The sequence below is a fragment of the Sphingomonas aerophila genome, assembly GCF_014199305.1.
Classification (GTDB): Bacteria; Pseudomonadota; Alphaproteobacteria; order Sphingomonadales; family Sphingomonadaceae; genus Sphingomonas; species Sphingomonas aerophila.
In genome coordinates this window covers 1-17053 of record NZ_JACIJK010000001.1, presented here as the reverse complement: position 1 = coordinate 17053, position 17053 = coordinate 1, and the positions used below count along the sequence as shown (strand labels likewise).

Sequence of the window (17053 nt, the reverse complement as noted above, 5' to 3'; positions counted from 1 at the left end):
GTTCATGCAGAACTCATCGTTGCGGGCCGTATACGGACCAATCCCCTCGCGGCATGTCGATCTGCCGTCGATCCCTGCGGAGCTGCAGGACAGCGTTCAGCGGCACCAACGGCACCTTGCAGCGCTTGTCTCAAGTCTTCGGGCAGCCGGCCTGACCGAGGAGGTGATCGACGCAAGCGTGCGTCAGCTGCTCGACAGCTATCACGCCGAGCTGACCAGCGCGATGCGAGCCCTTTTGCAGGACACTGCCAGTGCTTGAAGCAAAGCTGATGGACGACGAAGCAAGGCTCGCGGCGTTGGGCCGCCTTGAGATCCTTGAGACACCCCCGGAAGAGCTGTTCGAGAATGTTGTGAACCTGGTGCGCACGGTCCTCGCCGTGCCGATCGCGACCGTTTCTCTGGTCGACAGAAACAGGCAGTGGCTGAAAGCGCAGCGCGGATTGAACGTGAACGAAACATCGCGGTCCGTTTCCTTCTGCACGCATACCATTCAGCAGCGCGAGCCGCTTATCGTGGAAGACGCGCATCTCGATGAGCGCTTCGCAACGAACCCGCTGGTCTTGGGTGGCCCCCGCATTCGCAGCTATGCGGGTGTCCCCCTGCGCACGCCTGATGGCTACAACGTAGGCTCGCTGTGCGCGATGGACACGAAGCCTCGCCGGTTCAGCCCCGCCGACATCGCGATCCTCAGCAACTTCGCCAACGTGGTCAGCGACGAGCTCGAGTTGCGCATGATCGCACGCAGTGACTACCTCACCGGCGCGCTTACGCGTCGCGGGTTCGAAGAGGAGTTGCAGCGCGAGTTCGATCGCCACGCACGATACCATCGGCCTGCCTCGGTCGTGTTCCTCGACATCGACCATTTCAAGTCGATCAACGACACGCACGGTCATCCCGCAGGGGACCAGGTTCTGCGCCAGCTCGCTGACGTGGCCCGGGCCACGCTCCGGCCAAACGACGTGCTCGGTCGTTTGGGCGGCGAGGAGTTCGGCGTTCTCTTGCCGGAAACAGGCGCCCAGGACGGCTTCGTGGCCGCGGAGCGGCTACGCTGCGCCCTTCAGAAACACACCTTCGCAATTGGTGGCCTTCAAACGCTCAAGGTTACCGCGAGCCTTGGAGTGTCGTCCGTGGCCGGGCACATGAGCGCCGGTAACTGGCTAGCCGAGGCCGATCAGGAGCTTTACCGCGCGAAGGCGGAGGGACGGAACTGCACACGCATGACTGACCTCAGGATGGCGAGCTAGGCTCGCCCTCGTCTGCCACCCGGCTGGCCAGCCGTCCGAGTGTAGTCGGCGACGGAGATCCTGTTTCCGGTCTAGGCCGAGCACACAGAAGGATGCCCGTTGAGAGCAGGCCCTTGGTTACCAGTTCTTGACCATGTTCCGGTAAAGCCCGGCTATGGCTTTCCAGGTACATACGCCAGATGAGTTGCGCGAACTTCTGGTCATGCTCGTCATGAGCGGGGCAGGAGGCGATGCTGCCCGCTGGCGCGAGGCGATCGGTGATATCCGGAAATTGCCAGCAGCCATGAGCGCTCGCTTCAACTGGCGCATCAAGCCGAAGGGTGATGCGACCGAACGGCGGGTAATCCGGCGAAGTCTAGAGATAGTCCGCGGCGCGTACCCGTATGTGGCTGGGTAGAGTGACCTGCTGAGCAGCGCCACTTGGTCGCAGCCAGCAACCAGCCGCCCAGCTTAGACGGGCTGGGGAACGTTGAGGCTCGGAAAGTACCGTGCCACCTCGGCCGGCGCATGCCGCAATAGCCTGCCAAGTTTCTCGACTGCGTTGGCGGGTCGCTCACCCGGCCAGCCAGCCATCGCCCAATCCGCAAAGATTCGCTCAGCCTCGCATTGCTCATCTAGCACAACAACGTCCCGGTGCCGTTCGTCGGCCCTTATGCGCTCGAACGTCAAGTCGACGCTTTCTGCTGGCCCCTCGAGCACCTGCAGGAAACGCCGGTTCTCGATCAGCAGAATACCTGTGACCCCGTCGAGGCCGTTGTTACGCCGGGACGCGGCAAAGATGGCGGCCACATCACCATCGGAGAGGGAGCCCCGGATGCAGCTGGTGTAGATCAGGCGCTTGTAGTCGATGGGGCAATCCATGGCTGTAATCTGGGGAGGAGCTCGGGGAAAAACAGCCTCTATCGTGAGCTGTGTTCTCCAAGCCGCAGCCGGAACGATCGGGCACAAACCAAGCAGAAGGTTGTTGGCTGCCCATGAGAACGAATGGGCCTGATAAGATCGTGGCCGTCGGGCTGCTTACCCGACGCGACCTGGACGTGCTCGGAACCGGCTTTCAACGGCTATTCCCAGTCGACGAGGCTCACCCGTTTACCGATCTCTTACAGGCGCTGGATGCGGTTGAGGAGCGGCGAACGCCGGCAGAACGCCCATAGGCTTGGCGCACCTGATCGACCTGTTGGCGGCTAGCCCAAGCGAACACCGGTCTGGGCATATGTCGCGAACGAGCCATGTACCGCGAAGTTTGCAATGCGAGTGCCTGAGCTGTCGTCCAGACACATCAGCAGGGAAACCGCGTCCTCCCCTTTAGAGACGGCTTCACGGAGGAGCTGGCCCGCAGTCTCTCGAGCTACAGCTGTGGCCTGATCAAGACCTTCGGCTTCGAAGCCCTCGCCATCATGGCAGTGGCCATTCGGATCCTGGAGATGGATGTAGTACCGGGACATCCATCCAGCCTGGTCCCCCACGGGCTGCTCGTCCTTGCCACAGGTTATAAGCCCACTTGCCGGGTGGCGCTCAGCGCCTGATTCTGAGACGCTGCCCGAGGTTGTTGCACCCTTGTTGCCTGGCGGCTCACCACGCTCGCGGGGTCTGACCTGCCTTTTCTGCCGCAACGCGCTCGATGTCGTTCAGCTGTGCACGAGTGAGAGTGCCCGCGTCTAACATCGTCCGCATCAGCTCATCCACTAGCGCCGCGAGGAAGTGGATCTCAGACCGCTGTTCGGCCTGCTCGGCAACATCTTCGTCCATATCTTCCTCCCTCGAGTGCCTCGCCAAGCGGTTGAGGCGGCGCAGCCACTCCGGATTGCCAGTGAGGCCTATCCGCTCCGCTTCTGGATCATGGAAACAGACTCTATATCCCCTAACAAAAGCAAGAAGCTCGCAAAGGTGCCGTCCTTGCTCACCGGGTAAGCGCGCCGCAGGTGCTCGCCTCTGTGAGCCTTCTCGCTTCCCCGACCCTCGTCCGTACCTTCCGCTCGGCCGCCCGCCATCCGCAGCCCCCTCGCTTTCGATGATCGCGTTCTTCAATGAGTTGTCCACCTTGCTTGCAACCGCACGGCCGAGAGCCTCGTCGACCTTGCGGGCGGCTTCCTGGTGTATTTAAATTTGGCACCGTCAGGCCTCACCTCAGCCGCGGCGCAGGCTCCAGATTACGTTCGGAGCTACGTCGCGGAGCAGTTCTTGACTTAGCACCACCTTTGTCCCGGTCGTGCCGAAGCGCTTCTGCCAGCCAATCTCGGTCGGATAACTACCTCTCCGTGCTGCCATTCAGTGCCTAGTAACTCACTGACGCCAGTGTATCATTTCGGTTGGGGGCAAGATGACCAGTTCGGGAACGCACAGCAGCACGCTGGTGATCATGTCGATCGCCATTGCGATGTTCGCGTCTTACACCGCGCTCGATCTGGCGGCCCGCATCCGCGCATCCAACGGCTGGATCCGGCAGGTATGGCTCGGCGCCGCAGCGGTGGCGATGGGCGGCGGGATTTGGGCCATGCACTTTGTCGCCATGCTCGCGTTCAGCATGCCGGGCATGGAGGTCGGGTACGACCTCGGCCTTACCCTGCTATCGCTGCTCATCGCTATCTGCGTGACCGGAATAGCATTTGCCGTGATGGCGCGGTCTCACGGATCAGGAGGTCAGCTGCTCGCCGCCGGCCTGTTCATGGGCCTGGGCGTCGTCGGCATGCACTACATGGGGATGGCGGCCATGCAAATGAGCGCAGCGATCAGCTATGACGGGCTGTGGTTCAGCGCTTCCGTGCTGATTGCGATCGGTGCGGCCACGTCGGCGCTGTGGCTCGCGTCGCGCAACAGCGGACAGGCGGAGAAGGTCGTGGCGGCGCTCGTTATGGGCGGCGCAATCTCCGGAATGCACTTCGCCGGCATTAAAGCGGCCACCTTCACCGGCCTCGGCGTCAGGATGGAAGGTGGCCCTGAAAGCGTCGGCCAAACAGCGCTTGCGGTCGGTGTGTTTGCCGCCTCCTTTCTGGTCCTTCTTTTCTCCCTTGTTGCTGCGATGTTCGACCGCCGCTTTGCAGTGCTCGCTGAGCGCGAAGCCGTGGCTCTGCGCGCCAGCGAGGAGCGGTTCCGCTCACTATATCGAGGCACGCCGCTACCGCTCCATTCCCTCGACCAGGAGGGCAGGATCGAGCAGGTCAGCAATACGTGGCTGGAGCTTATGGGTTATCAACGCGACGAAGTTGTCGGTCGCCCGCTGATCAACTTCCTGACCGAAGAGTCAGCCCGTCAATTTCGCACAACAGACTGGCCGGCGCTGGTAGCCCAGGACGCGCTGGAACCGCGCGAGTATCGTGTGGTCACAAAAGACGGAGCCTTCCTAGACGTCGTATCCGCGGCACGGATCGAGCGGGACGAGCACGGCACCTTCCTGTACCTCGTCGGCGGCCTGACCGACGTTACAGAGCGCAAACGCGCGGAAGAAGCGCTCAGGCAGGCGCAGAAGATTGAGACCATCGGTCAGCTCACTGGTGGCGTGGCGCATGATTTCAACAACCTACTAGCCGTAATCATGGGCAACTTGGACATCCTGCGCAGAAAATTGCCAGATGACCCCAAGCTGATGCGTTTGGTCGAGAGCGCGCTCGAGGGCGCGCATCGCGGCGCGTCTTTAACGCAGCGTTTGCTCGCCTTTGCTCGCAGGCAGGACCTTCGTCCCGAGGCGGTCGACGTACCCGAGCTCGTGCGCGGTATGACAGACATGCTGCAACGCTCATTGGGGCCACAGGTACGCGTGGAGACGCGATTTCCGCGCGATCTACCGCCTGTCCACGCTGACGTTAACCAGCTGGAGATGGCGCTCCTCAACCTCGCCGTTAACGCCCGCGATGCCATGCCTGGCGGCGGAAAGCTCGACGTGAGCGCGGCTGCAGAAAGCCTGGGTCAGCCTAACATCGCTGGTCTGCCGAGTGGCCCTTATGTCCGAGTGACGCTCGCGGACTCGGGGGAGGGCATGGATGCAGCGACACTCGCACGGGCCACAGAGCCGTTCTTCACCACCAAGGGCATAGGAAAGGGAACTGGGTTGGGCCTGTCCATGGTTCATGGCCTTGCTGCCCAGTCTGGCGGCCGGCTCATGATCCGTAGCCACGTCGGCCATGGCACCACGATCGACCTATACCTGCCGGCTACGGTCAAGGCAGCGGCTGCGCAGCGCCGGGCAGTCGATGACGTTTCAGTCGAACCGGGGGAGGCTCTCGACATCCTCGTGGTCGATGATGATCCTCTGGTGCTCGCCAACACGGCCGCGATGCTGGAAGATATGGGTCACTCAGTCCGGCTTGCACGGTCAGGCGAGGATGCCCTGGATCAGCTTGCACGAGACTCGAACGTTGATCTAGTCGTGACCGATCAGCTCATGCCCGGCATGACGGGCTCGCAGCTTGCCCGGCGGATCAGGCTGGGGGCTGCTGACACCCCGGTGCTCATTGTCAGCGGGTTTGCCGAGTTGGAAGCCACCCATGGCGGGCGCTTCCCACTTTTGCCGAAACCGTTCGATCGAGAGGCATTGGCGCGCGCTCTAAAAGACCTTCATCGCCCCGCAAACGTGGTGCCGTTACGCCGGAAGCGGTAGGCCAAGCTTGTCGAAAAGCGATGCGACCGAGCGGCGTGTTATCCGGCGAAGTGTAGAGATAGTCCGCGGTGCCTACCCGAACGTCGCTGGGTAGATCGCCATCCGGCCCCGGGTAGCAGCACCACAAGGTCGAAGGCTAACAGCCGGACACCTCATTTGATGCACTGTCGCTAAGCTCTAAGGTTCAACCGTATGTGGCTCCGATTTGCGTTAGTTCATCAACTTGGTGGCCGCCCTGATCAGATCAGCCCCCAAGAAGGGCTTAAGAAGTACTTCTGCACCGGCGACAGACCGCGTCTTATCGCCAGGATACCCGGTGACGTACAGGACCGCGAGATCGGGACGTAGCTCCCGCGCACGCTCAGCAAGCGTCCAGCCGTCCATCTCAGGCATCCGTATGTCTGTCACGAGGAGGTCGTAGGCATGGTCGGCCGCAAGTCGCTCCAGCGCCATTGCCCCACCATCGGCCTCTTGTACCAGGCACCCATTTTGCTCGAGGGTGTCAGCTAACATGAGGCGGATCATGGACTCGTCGTCAACAACCAGCACATGCCGTCCCGTCAGTGTCTGCACAATTCACCCATATCTAGGCTGGAGCTGGAGTTTCGATCGCGCTCTCGTATCTTGACCATCCAATCGGGCAAGCTAATTTTGAAACCACTCAGACCGGATTCCGAACCAAATGCAAAATTCGGTGTTGAGACGCGATGCCTGACGCGACCACGCCCTTCCGCGTTCTACTCGTTGACGACAATCCCGGAGATAGAGCGCTCGTTGTACGCGAACTGCGCCGAGACCACGCTGCTGCCGAGATCATAGAAGCGGGCACGCCCGAAGAGCTGGCCCAAGCTCTATCGGGGGACGGTTTCTCACTGGGAGTCTTCGACTATTCGATTGGCTGGACCAACGGCGTCGAGGTGCTCAAGCGCATGCGCGCCATCGACCCCGACGTCCCGGTGATTCTATTCACAGGCTCTCTGGGCGAAGAAGAAGCCGCAGAAGCCATCAAAATCGGCTTTGACGACTTCATCCTGAAATCAATCGATCGCCTCCCGCGACTCCGTTCTTCAATTGATGCGCTATTAAAACAGAAGGCGGAACGCCAAGCGCGCAAGCGTGCCGAAGCACGTTACCGAGCTTTGTTTCAGAACGTCACGGTTAGCATTTTTGCGACAAACAACTCGGGCGAGTTCCAAGATGCCAACAGCGCCTTGGCACGTCAGCTCTGCCTTCCTTCAGTCGAGTCTGTCGAGGGACGGTCAATTCTCGACTTTATGGTATCCGAGGACGCGCAAACGCTTTGGCGGAAGATGGCGACGGGAGAGCTTGCGGACGGCATCTCAGGACTGGAAGTTGAGTTGAAGGGGTGCCCTGAGCCGAGCTGGGCATTGCTTGACGCACACCCTGTTGATGAAAGCCGTCGGCAAATCGTAGGCGTACTAACGAACGTCACGGAGCTGAGGAACGCGCTTGAGCAGCGCAGTGTGCTTTTAGGCGAGGTGCATCATCGCGTGCACAACAACTTACAGATCGTACAATCACTTCTGGTCTTTCAAGCTCGGCGCTTCAACGATCCAGCAGTGCAAGCGGCCTTTACTGAGGTAGCCAGCCGTATCCAGACCTTGAGCCTGGTTCAGCAACAGCTCTATCGCGATGAGGATTATAGCGCGGTAGACTTCCCGGGTTACCTGAAAAGCTTGGTCGATGCCCTGTCAGGCATGCAGGATCGTCCAGAAATCGACCTCCTGCTGGACATTGAGCCGATCCGCGTACCGATTGAGAAGGCAGTGCCGCTAGGCCTGATCGCTAACGAGCTTCTCACTAACGCCATGAAGCACGCTTTCCCCGACAGCCGCGCTGGCGAACTGCGGGTGTCGTTCAAACGGGAGGGCGAACGTATAGCACTTGCTGTGGCCGACAACGGCATCGGTATCACGTCGGAGCCGAAGGGAGGCGAGGACAGCGGGCTCGGAAGCCGCCTGGTTCCAAGGCTGGCGCGCCAGCTGCAGGCAGAGGTGACCACCGCCAGCAATGGCGGGTACGAGACGGTCATCAGGTTCGCCGCGTGAGCTCATACCAGGCGAGTGACAAACAGCCGCATGGTTTACCGCCGCTCGACCTAACCCGCTTTCTCCCGCTACTCGTCGCGGTTGTCGGTTTGCTCTTTTCCGGCCTGCTCGCGTCCTATCTCAGCGAGACCGAAAAGCGTCACGAAAGGCAGGTACTCGCGGCCGAGACGGCTGCACTGAAACGTACCTTGATCCAGGGCCTCGATCAGCGCGCACGTGCGCTTGCACGGACAGCACGGCGATGGGAGCTTAGCGGAGGCCGGACCCGCACTGACTTTGAACTAGAGGCCGCCGTCAATCTCGAGAGCTTTCCCGCGTTCCGATCTCTTGGCTGGGTGGATGCGGGTTCCGTCGTACGCTGGGTCTACCCCGTTGCCGGCAACTCATCGACTGTCGGGCTGAACAATAACAAGGAGACCCGTCGCCGTACCGCGCTACAAAATGCGCGGCGGACGGGAAGGCTAGCCATCGCCGGTCCGCTCGGACTCAAGCAAGGCGGCCAGGGCTTTCTGTTCTTTCAGCCGATAACTCCGATCGACGCCAAGCCCCAGGGCTTCATCTATGCCGCGGTTGACTCGCGGCAGCTAATGGACCGCATCTTCGGGGACCTCTTTCCCCACGATTCACTGCGTGTGTCGGTCGCCGGCGAACCACTATATACACGCATCGCAAGGGGGAAGGGCGTAGAAGACAGCGATGCGACGCCCGCCCGCGCCGAGTTCCGCTTTGGAGGCCTCCCCTGGCGCATTGAAGCAGCGACCTCAGCCGGACGCCTCGGCTTGGCACAGGTGGTTCCGGCGATCGCGGCACTGATCTCCTTGGGACTTGCTGCCGTTACCATGATGTCTCTTCGCGGGCAGGCACGCGCCCTCTCGCTACGCCGCACAATTCGCGTCGGCGAGGAGCGCTTCAGGACGATGACCGACGCCGTCCCGGGCCTGCTGTTCGTGACCGACGCCGAGGGCGCTAACACTCACACCAATGTCGTGTTTCAGAACTATACCGGGCGCAGTGGTGAGGATCTGCTCGGCAACGGGTGGTTGGAAGCGCTTCATCCAGATGACCGGGCACGGGCGGCAGAGGTCTGGGCTCGTGCCACAGCCGACCTCGGCAGCTACGAGGCCGAATACCGCTTTCGGCGCTATGACGGCGCCTATCGTTGGTTCCTGGTGCGCGGCCTGCCGCACCGCGATGATGCAGGGCAGGTGGATCGCTGGTTTGGCGCCTGCACGGACATTCACGATCTGCGCGAAGCACAGGCAGCGCTCCTCGACGGCGAGGCTCGTCTAAGGGCGATCGTTGACACAGCCGTGGATGCCATCGTGGTTATCGATGAGCGTGGCACGATGGCGTCGGCCAACCCCGCGACCGAGCGCGTGTTCGGTTACTCTGCGGATGAGCTAATCGGAGCTAATGTCGCGCTGCTGATGGATGCCGACGAAGCGGCCGGCCACGACCATCACCTTTCGAACTATGCTCTGAGCGGCGTGGGTAAGATCATTGGCATTGGCCGCGATGTTCAGGGCCAGCGCAAGGACGGGACATCCTTCCCCCTCGAACTTACCATTGCTGGATGGAGCGATGCTGCCGGCCATCAATTCTTCACCGAAATTATGCGCGACGTGACCTCCCGTCAGGCAGCAGAGGCCGCTCTTCGCGAGAGCGAAGCGTTGTTAGCGGCGGTGCTCGAGGCGTTGCCGGTCGGCATGATCATCGCGGACGCTAGCGGGAAAATTATCCGCGACAATCGCGCCAATCGTGAGCTGTGGGGCGTCGCTCCCGAAACGTCGAGTTGGGAGCAATACGGCGAATGGGTAGGGTATCAGCCGGACACCGGGGAGCGTATTCAGGCCAATGATTGGGCCATGTCACGCGCGCTCCTGCACGGGGAGACAGTGACGAATGAGCTAATCCAGAATGAGCGCTTCGACACAGGAGAACGGCGCTATTACCTGAACAACGCCGCCCCAGTGCGCAATGCATCGGGCACGATCATTGCGGGCGTTGTGGCCGAGCTAGACATCACTGAGCGTCTCGAGGCTGAAGCTGAGGTTCGTCGGCTGAACCGCGACCTTGAACAACGGGTAGAAGAGCGCACGCGTCGCTTGGCTGAAGTCAATCACGAACTTCAGGCTTTCGCTTACTCAGTTTCGCACGATCTGCGGGCACCTTTGCGTGCAATGCAAGGCTTCGGACAGGCCCTGACCGAGGATTACGGCGATCAACTCGATGAGTTGGGCCGCAACTATCTTGGACGGATTGTTGCGGGTGCGAAGCAGATGGACGTCCTAATATTAGACTTGTTGGCCTTTAGTCGTCTCTCACGCGAGGAGGTCGTGCTCGGCCCTGTGTCTTTGGATAGCGCTATCGATGCCGCGCTTTCTCAGGCCAACGGCCTTCTTCGCGAACGTAACGCGGATGTAGAAGTGGTGCGGCCGGCCCCGATCGTCTCCGCCCATGCGCCCGTGCTTATTCAGGTCCTCGCAAACCTCATCTCGAACGCCGTTAAATTCGTTGCTGCTGGCACCACCCCAAAGGTCCGTTTACGTCCGGAGAACCGGGGCCAGCGAGTGCGCCTTTGGGTCGAGGACAACGGGATCGGGATAGCTGACGAACATCAGAAGCGCATTTTCGAGGTTTTCCAGCGGCTCCACAGCGCTGCTGAATACCCCGGTACGGGAATTGGCTTGGCAATCGTAAGAAAGGGTGTTGAGCGGCTTGGGGGCACAGCCGGGGTTGAGTCCACGCTGGGCGAGGGCAGCAGTTTCTGGATCGAACTACCGCAGGCGGAGGGACATGCCGAGCACCAGACCGATTTTGTTGGTTGAAGATAACCCGGACGATCAACTTCTGATCCGACGAGCCTTCGCCAAGTCAAACCTTGCCAATCCGCTCCAAGTCGTAGGGGACGGAGACGCGGCAATCGCATACCTATCAGGTGCTGGCGTTTATTCCGACCGGGCGGGGTATCCCCTTCCTGCCATCATCATTCTGGACATAAAGCTTCCGCGTCGCTCGGGCCTTGAAGTACTAGCCTGGGTGCGGGACCAGCCGGCGCTGCAACGCACGCCAGTCGTGATGCTGACGTCCTCGCGCGAGAGTGAGGACGTCAATCGTGCTTATAGCCTTGGTGCTAACTCGTATCTCGTCAAGCCGGTCGCTTTTGATGGGTTGATGGAAATGGTAAAACACCTTGGCATCTACTGGACCATCATGAACGAACTACCGAATGAGTAGGTTACTGTCTCGTGACCTAATGAGTTGCTGCCTTAGTCGGTCTACTTGGCGCCACGAGGCTGCCTGGTGAAGGCAGTCTGCTCCAGAACGAGTCCAACGCGGCGCACCAGCTCGGCTGGATCGAACGGCTTCACCAGGTAGTCATTCGCGCCCGCAACAAGTGCGTCATCCCGCGAGTCATCGCCTGCCCTGGCCGTCAGCATGATGATGGGGGTGAGATAGAGATCGGGTAGGCGGCGCAGCGCGCGTAGGATCTCCATGCCCTGCATGCCGGGCAGCTTCTGGTCCAAAAGGATGAGCTCGGGCTTTTTGAACACGATGGTCTCGAAGGCGAGGGTGCCGTGGGGAACGATCCCGATCAGGTGTCCCGCCTGGGTCAAGATCTCCTGAACAACCTCGCCCATCAAGGGATCATCCTCGACGTAGATGATCCGCGCCATCAGGCCCTCGCCAGCATCTGCTCGATGCGGAAGACCAGCTCGTCCGGGTCGAAGGGTTTGCGCATGTAGTCATCCGCGCCTGCGTACCGGGCGAGTTCCTCGTCACGCTCACCGCGGCGCCCAGTCAGCATCATGACCGGCAAGCTGGCAAACTCCGGCATCTTGCGCAGCTCCTGCACCAGCAGCACGCCTGACATGCCCGGCATGTTGCAATCGAGAATGACCGCATGCGGGCGGCGCGCTTTGATAATCCTGAACGCTTCACTGCCGTCGGTGACGAGCCCAGCCCCATGCCCGGCACCGATCAGGGCGTCGCGGGCAATCTCGCCGACAATCTCGTCGTCGTCTGCAATGATGATACGGGCCATGGATAATCTCTATGACGAATAAGGTAGGTCAGGGCGGCAAGAGAACGCCCTCAGGCACCGGACCGGCCTTACGAACGCCTGCCTCAACAAGCCGTTAACCAAGCACGCCTACCAGTCCGCTGACCGGGAGACGATGAGTGTACAGGGACAAGATCAGGTCGCAGTTGGCACTCGTCGCCGCGATGGTACTGCTAGGCTGCTGCGCGATCTCCGGCCTTTGGTTGGTCCACCAGCGGCAGAAGGCCGATGGGTGGGTTCGCCACACGTTTGAGGTGCAGGAGCACCTGTCCCAGGTCAGGGTGGGTCTGCTAAGGGCAGAGGTGTATCGCCGGGCGCTTGTCCTTGGCGACCAGCAAGCCCGCAACACCCTCGCCGATATACGCCATCAGATGCCTGGGCAGTTGCGAGTCCTCGAGCAGTCGACGAGGGACAACCCTGAACAGCATCGACGCGTCGTCGCCTTCTCTGATCTCGCTATGTTGAGACTGGACGAAGTCGATCAGACTATCGCGCTGGCCAAGCGTGGCCGCAGCACCGAGGCTGCCAAGGCCATGTCGGGCGAAAGCAGCCATCGAATCACGGCTGCCCTCATCGGCCTTATCGAAACGATCTCGGCCGAGGAGCGACGACTGCTCGCGGAGCGCCTGCGACGGGCAGACGCTTTCCGTGGACCCATTCAGGCCGGTCTGACGGGAAGCGGCGTCCTCATCGCCTTGCTGGCGTTCCTGGTTTACCGGGGCCGGCGTGAGCGCATGGCAATCCTGCGAGCTACCAACGAGCAACTTGAGGCCGATATAAGGCGGCGCGAGCTGGCCGAGTCAGAACTCGCCCTTCTGGCGGAGAACGCTACGGATGCGGTGCTGCGGCTCGACCTGAAAGGGCGTTGCCTCTACGCCTCGCCTTCGACCGAGCAGCTCTTCCGCGTTAAGCCTGCCGATCTCATAGGGCAGCGGCTCTGCGAGATGGTACATTCTGGCGATCTGCCCGGTTTGCAGGCCGTCCACGATCTGTTCGTCAGCGGGGAGGCGGAGCGGGGCGTTCACGCTTATCGGGCCAAGCGGATCAACACGGCGGACCGTGACCTGTGGATCGAAGCTCACGCGGGGCTTGTGCGCGACGCGGAGACCGGGGCGCCGCGCGAACTCATCGCATCGTTGCGGGATATTACGGAGAGGAAGCGTCTCGAGGCGGAGCTTGAGACCGCGCGTGAGCGCGCGGAGGCAGCCGTCCGGACCAAATCGAGCTTCCTGGCCAACATGAGCCACGAAATTCGCACGCCGATGAACGGCGTTCTGGGTTTTGCGGATCTGCTCCTGAAAGGCGAGCTCGCAACCGAACAGCGCCATCACGCGCAACTGATCCTCGACTCGGCCAAGGCGATGATGCGCCTGCTCAACGACATCCTGGATCTCTCGAAGATCGAGGCAGGGCAGATGCAGGTGTCGCCCGAGCCCATCGACGTTCGGCACGCCCTGCGCAACTGCGTCAAGCTCGTTCAGCCTGCAGCGTCGCAGAAGGGATTGCAGCTCGACCTCGAGGTCGATGATGCGCTGCCACCCTGTCTTCTCATCGACGGCCTTCGCCTGCGCCAGGTTACGCTCAACCTGCTTGCCAACGCGGTGAAGTTCACGCCCGCTGGCTCCGTGTACCTACGGGCTCGGGTCGTCGAGGATACGGCGAAGCCAACCTTCGAGGTCGCCGTGGAGGATACCGGCATCGGGATCCCCGCCCACCGCCAGGCAGCAATTTTCGAGCAGTTCACCCAAGCTGAACATACAACGGCAAAGCGGTTCGGCGGAACCGGGCTAGGCCTCGCCATCAGCAGGCAGCTTGCGTCATTGATGAGTGGCAGCCTCGAACTCACCAGCGAGGAAGGGATGGGTACTACATTCAGCCTTCGCCTTCCGCTGATCCCGTCACGGGCCGATAACGAGGCGCCGAGCCCAGCAGGCGCCTTAACACCGGCGCCACGGAGCCTGCGAGTGCTTCTTGCCGAGGATCATGATGTCAATCAGATGCTGGTGAAGGCCATGTTGTCCCGCCTTGGCCATGAGTGCGTCATTGTCCAGGACGGCGGACAGGCTCTGCAAGCAGCAACGTCGACCGGTGCAAAATTCGACCTCGTGCTGATGGATCTGCAGATGCCAGTGATGGACGGGTTGGAAGCTGCGCGGGCGATACGGGCCGCGGGCGTCACTTCGGACCGCCTTCCCATCGTGGCATTGACCGCCAACGCCTATGCCGACGATGTCGCAGCGTGCCTGGAGGCAGGCATGCAGGGCCATCTTTCCAAGCCGCTGGACCTGGCAGGCCTTGGGCAAGCCATACAGAAATGGTCCCGCTCTCCCGTCCAGCCAATAACCACGACTGGATCATTCAAGATCAGTCCGACGCTGCAGGCCCGTTTCGATGCACGTAAGCTGGAGTTGATCGCTTTCGCCCAGGGCCTTGCTGGCCATGATTACCTCAGCGATGAGCAGGCCAAGCAACTCGCTGATCATCTCCACAAGCTCGCTGGCTCCGCAGCGATGTTCGGGCAGAAGGATCTGGGTGTCCGGGCCGCAGAGCTCGAGGGCAGACTGGAAGGCGGAACAAGCGGTGGTAGCAGAGGCATCGTCGAAAGCGTCCTGCAGACGTTGAGCGAGGCCGCCTGAAGAGGCTTCTTTGCGGGAAAACCGCGATCCATGCTGTGACGCCGCTCCGGGGTGCGGCTCGCCAACCCGATGCACGCACCCCCAATCGAGCAACTGCGCCTGGTATGCGCGACACGATGCACGGGTGTGGCCGTTTTCGTAAACGGGTGTTTACCTTAGCGTGTTAGTGCGCTCCTTTGCTGGGCGTACGCGCCAGACGCCGTTGGAGCGATCGTTGAACGCCCTGAACTTACAGGCAGGTCAGACTGCGACCGAGTTGCTCGCCCTCACCCTCGATCACATGACGGGTGGTATTCTAATTCTAAACGAGCATGAGGTCGTCGAGGCGGTCAACCATCAAGCCTGCGAGCTATTCAATATCCCGCGTGGCAGCTTGCTGGTCGGAGATACCTTATCCAAGTTCCTGACGATCGTTGGCGAGGGTGTCGGCTGGGAGCCGGAGCGCACCGCACGGGTGATCCACAATCATCGCCTCTGGAAGAGTGAAGGCGTCGACCGAGACATGGATCACGGCTTTGCGGACGGCCGAGTGGTTCGCGTAGGCTACCGCCCACTCCTGGGCCGGGGGGCGATCCTGACCTACAACGAGGTGACCGCATCCCGCCGCTTGGAGCGCCTCATGAAGGAACGTGAGGAAAAGGCAGAGCACTTCCGCACCGAGATAGTCGAGACGGTCAGCAGTATCGCCGAAGCGGCAGAGGTCGTTGAAATTAGCTGCGCGAGCGCGAATGAGGCGACACGGGCATCGGTCGTCAACGCAAACGATCTGGCCACGGCTGCCCACCAGTCGGCAGACGCCATGTCCAGCGCCGCAAGAACGGCCGCGTCCCTGAGCAACGTCGTGGCGAGCATGGCAGAGGAGGCTCTTCGAGCAGCCGCAGGTGCCGCGCTCGCCACCAAGTCGGCCGATCGCACCACCGAGCTTTCGGAGAACCTTCGAGCCCACTCACAGGCTATTTCCTCCATTTTGGATGTAATCCGGGCACTTGGATCTCGAACGAAGCTGCTCGCCCTGAATGCGTCCATCGAGGCCGCAAGGGCGGGAGACGCGGGACGCGGGTTTAGTGTCGTTGCCCAGGAGGTAAAGTCCTTGGCCGAGCAGACGACGCGAGCAGCAAACGACGTCGAGACCAAGATCGATGGCATCAGAGCGGCGGTCGCGGAGGTGCTCGATGCGAACGGCTCGATCCAGCACCGATTAGCTGCCGTTGAGCGCCAGGCCGATAACATCCACACGCGGATCGCCGAACAGCAAGTGGACTTGAGCACGATTGCGTCAGCGATCGATGAAACGGCCCTTACCGCCCATGAGATGGCCAGCAACATCGATAGCGTAAACCAGAATAGCTGCTCGTTGGCAGAGGCAGTACGGGATGTCAGTGACGCATTTGGACAGGTCCGAGATCTCATTGAGCGACTTGAGGCGGGCGCGGAAGAGTTTTTGGAGCGCTGATTGTAATGGGCCAAAGCTGCGTCAACGAAAGGCACGACTGAGTCTCAGCGGCTCCTGCCTACCGTCTTGGCGAACCCATCTCACTGTCGAGAACCGAGCAGGCAGCACTTGGCACGAGCTACGTGGACCAGGTAGTCACCTAGGGAAGTGGATCCCGCAAAGCTTATTGCCATCGGGATCTCGAACATAGGCCAACTCGAGCGTTCCCATCGATGCCGTCTTGCGGGGCCCAGGCGCTGCCTCGATCGACGTGCCACCATTAGCGACAGCAACGTCATGGAACTTCCGCACCTGCTCAGGCGAGCTGCACGAGAATGCGACGGTGCTGCCGTTTGCCACTGTCGCTGGCTCGTCGTTGATGGGCTGTGAGACGATGAAGTTGGTACCGTTCTCGTTGCGATAGAACAGGCGCGTGTGGCCGCTATCAGCGATGTTCAACGTAGCCTCACTGACGCCAAGGACACCGAGCACCTTATCGTAAAAGCGCTTGGACCGCTCGATGTCGTTGGAACCTACCATAGTGTGGAAAAGCACGCATACTCTCCTAACTTAAACCTTGATCTCTCGACCGCCAAAACCGGTCGCGCATTAGTGTGGAAACGCGAGGCGGGTGATCGAAGTTGCCAATCACCCGAACGTCGCAAGTACCTTACGAGAGGCCGACTTTCAGCGCCGGGTTAGGATTGTTGGTCCCGTTGGGGAAGAAGCCACCACCGTTGACGTTTGCACCCGTCGCATTGAGGTACACGATGTTGTGAACCTGCTGGCTGTTGCGGCTGTATGCGATCGCGGACTCGTCGGCTGGCACGATGTTGGACGCACCACCTGTCCCTGCGATGCCCTGGTCGGAGTCCCCGTTCTTGTCGAGCGTGTCACGGGCGTCCGAAATCTTGCCGACATTGGTGACAACCGCTGCGGTGGTGATGCCCTTGGCGTAAAGTACGGTCCGCACCAGGCCGGCATGATAGGCCTCCGCGGCGAGAATGCCGGCCGC

16 protein-coding genes and 1 pseudogene are annotated in these 17053 nt (G+C 61.1%); 9 read left to right on the top strand and 8 right to left on the bottom strand.

The window, feature by feature from the left end; all coding sequences use genetic code 11:
• The first annotated feature begins 4 nt into the window (after positions 1–4).
• The 3 genes from FHS94_RS00080 (at position 5) to FHS94_RS00070 (ending at position 1641) form a co-directional block, all read left to right on the top strand.
• Positions 5–259 (top strand): hypothetical protein, encoded by a 255-nt coding sequence (locus FHS94_RS00080; protein WP_221234447.1) that lies wholly within the window; start codon positions 5–7, stop codon positions 257–259.
• Positions 260–269: 10 nt separating this feature from the next.
• A complete protein-coding gene (locus tag FHS94_RS00075; RefSeq protein WP_221234446.1) occupies positions 270–1244 on the top strand; it encodes a sensor domain-containing diguanylate cyclase in 975 nt (324 codons plus the stop codon).
• 154 nt (positions 1245–1398) lie between these two features.
• Positions 1399–1641 carry a hypothetical protein gene (locus tag FHS94_RS00070; RefSeq protein ID WP_184053032.1) on the top strand — a complete coding sequence of 81 codons (243 nt, stop codon included), beginning with the start codon at positions 1399–1401 and terminating at the stop codon, positions 1639–1641.
• A 53-nt stretch (positions 1642–1694) separates the two neighbouring features.
• On the opposite strand, the gene FHS94_RS00065 is transcribed toward FHS94_RS00070, so the two are convergent.
• From FHS94_RS00065 to FHS94_RS00060, 3 genes are all read right to left on the bottom strand, one after another.
• Positions 1695–2105 carry a BLUF domain-containing protein gene (locus tag FHS94_RS00065; protein WP_184053029.1) on the bottom strand — a complete coding sequence of 137 codons (411 nt, stop codon included), beginning with the start codon at positions 2103–2105 and terminating at the stop codon, positions 1695–1697.
• Between the two features lie 323 nt (positions 2106–2428).
• On the bottom strand, positions 2429–2689 hold the full coding sequence (locus FHS94_RS19865) for a DUF6894 family protein (protein WP_425506147.1): 261 nt from the start codon (positions 2687–2689) through the stop codon (positions 2429–2431).
• A gap of 127 nt (positions 2690–2816) precedes the next feature.
• Entirely contained in the window at positions 2817–2993 is a 177-nt protein-coding gene (locus FHS94_RS00060) for a hypothetical protein (RefSeq protein WP_184053026.1), read from the bottom strand.
• A gap of 571 nt (positions 2994–3564) precedes the next feature.
• Here FHS94_RS00060 and FHS94_RS00055 point away from each other — a divergent pair.
• Positions 3565–5838: an MHYT domain-containing protein gene (locus FHS94_RS00055; protein ID WP_184053023.1), complete on the top strand. Its 2274-nt coding sequence runs from the start codon at positions 3565–3567 to the stop codon at positions 5836–5838.
• Positions 5839–6048: 210 nt separating this feature from the next.
• On the opposite strand, the gene FHS94_RS00050 is transcribed toward FHS94_RS00055, so the two are convergent.
• On the bottom strand, positions 6049–6411 hold the full coding sequence (locus FHS94_RS00050; protein ID WP_184053020.1) for a response regulator: 363 nt from the start codon (positions 6409–6411) through the stop codon (positions 6049–6051).
• 134 nt (positions 6412–6545) lie between these two features.
• Between FHS94_RS00050 and FHS94_RS00045 the strand changes: the two genes are divergently transcribed.
• From FHS94_RS00045 to FHS94_RS00035, 3 genes are read left to right on the top strand one after another with little or no spacing between them, the layout of a single operon-like run.
• Positions 6546–7907 carry a sensor histidine kinase gene (locus tag FHS94_RS00045; protein WP_184053017.1) on the top strand — a complete coding sequence of 454 codons (1362 nt, stop codon included), beginning with the start codon at positions 6546–6548 and terminating at the stop codon, positions 7905–7907.
• Positions 7904–10735: a PAS domain S-box protein gene (locus FHS94_RS00040; protein ID WP_184053014.1), complete on the top strand. Its 2832-nt coding sequence runs from the start codon at positions 7904–7906 to the stop codon at positions 10733–10735. Before FHS94_RS00045 ends, FHS94_RS00040 begins: the two co-directional genes overlap by 4 nt.
• Positions 10704–11144, top strand: a complete 441-nt coding sequence (locus FHS94_RS00035) for a response regulator (protein WP_184053011.1) — start codon at positions 10704–10706, stop codon at positions 11142–11144. The genes FHS94_RS00040 and FHS94_RS00035 overlap by 32 nt, the downstream gene beginning before the upstream one ends.
• A gap of 41 nt (positions 11145–11185) precedes the next feature.
• On the opposite strand, the gene FHS94_RS00030 is transcribed toward FHS94_RS00035, so the two are convergent.
• Together FHS94_RS00030 and FHS94_RS00025 are read right to left on the bottom strand one after the other, a co-directional pair.
• Positions 11186–11584 (bottom strand): response regulator, encoded by a 399-nt coding sequence (locus FHS94_RS00030; RefSeq protein WP_184053008.1) that lies wholly within the window; start codon positions 11582–11584, stop codon positions 11186–11188.
• Positions 11584–11952 (bottom strand): response regulator transcription factor, encoded by a 369-nt coding sequence (locus FHS94_RS00025; RefSeq protein WP_184053005.1) that lies wholly within the window; start codon positions 11950–11952, stop codon positions 11584–11586. The genes FHS94_RS00030 and FHS94_RS00025 overlap by 1 nt, the downstream gene beginning before the upstream one ends.
• A 137-nt stretch (positions 11953–12089) precedes the next feature.
• Here FHS94_RS00025 and FHS94_RS00020 point away from each other — a divergent pair, with 137 nt between their 5' ends.
• Entirely contained in the window at positions 12090–14606 is a 2517-nt protein-coding gene (locus FHS94_RS00020; RefSeq protein WP_184053002.1) for an ATP-binding protein, read from the top strand.
• Positions 14607–14820: 214 nt separating this feature from the next.
• Positions 14821–16059, top strand: coding sequence for a methyl-accepting chemotaxis protein (locus tag FHS94_RS19570; RefSeq protein ID WP_281396794.1), 1239 nt, complete (start codon positions 14821–14823; stop codon positions 16057–16059).
• A 135-nt stretch (positions 16060–16194) separates the two neighbouring features.
• On the opposite strand, the gene FHS94_RS00010 is transcribed toward FHS94_RS19570, so the two are convergent.
• Together FHS94_RS00010 and FHS94_RS00005 are read right to left on the bottom strand one after the other, a co-directional pair.
• Positions 16195–16593, bottom strand: a complete 399-nt coding sequence (locus FHS94_RS00010) for a VOC family protein (RefSeq protein WP_184052981.1) — start codon at positions 16591–16593, stop codon at positions 16195–16197.
• A 115-nt stretch (positions 16594–16708) separates the two neighbouring features.
• A pseudogene (locus tag FHS94_RS00005) lies at positions 16709–17053 on the bottom strand (ferritin-like domain-containing protein); the annotation flags it as partial.

Bases quoted from the DNA above. Each gene is read 5' to 3' on its own strand.
- FHS94_RS00080 (WP_221234447.1), top strand. From the start codon at position 5: ATGCAGAACTCATCGTTGCGGGCCGTATACGGACCAATCCCCTCGCGG.
- FHS94_RS00075 (WP_221234446.1), top strand. From the start codon at position 270: ATGGACGACGAAGCAAGGCTCGCGGCGTTGGGCCGCCTTGAGATCCTT.
- FHS94_RS00070 (WP_184053032.1), top strand. From the start codon at position 1,399: ATGGCTTTCCAGGTACATACGCCAGATGAGTTGCGCGAACTTCTGGTC.
- FHS94_RS00065 (WP_184053029.1), bottom strand. From the start codon at position 2,105: ATGGATTGCCCCATCGACTACAAGCGCCTGATCTACACCAGCTGCATC.
- FHS94_RS19865 (WP_425506147.1), bottom strand. From the start codon at position 2,689: ATGTCCCGGTACTACATCCATCTCCAGGATCCGAATGGCCACTGCCAT.
- FHS94_RS00060 (WP_184053026.1), bottom strand. From the start codon at position 2,993: ATGGACGAAGATGTTGCCGAGCAGGCCGAACAGCGGTCTGAGATCCAC.
- FHS94_RS00055 (WP_184053023.1), top strand. From the start codon at position 3,565: ATGACCAGTTCGGGAACGCACAGCAGCACGCTGGTGATCATGTCGATC.
- FHS94_RS00045 (WP_184053017.1), top strand. From the start codon at position 6,546: ATGCCTGACGCGACCACGCCCTTCCGCGTTCTACTCGTTGACGACAAT.
- FHS94_RS00035 (WP_184053011.1), top strand. From the start codon at position 10,704: ATGCCGAGCACCAGACCGATTTTGTTGGTTGAAGATAACCCGGACGAT.
- FHS94_RS00030 (WP_184053008.1), bottom strand. From the start codon at position 11,584: ATGGCGCGGATCATCTACGTCGAGGATGATCCCTTGATGGGCGAGGTT.
- FHS94_RS00025 (WP_184053005.1), bottom strand. From the start codon at position 11,952: ATGGCCCGTATCATCATTGCAGACGACGACGAGATTGTCGGCGAGATT.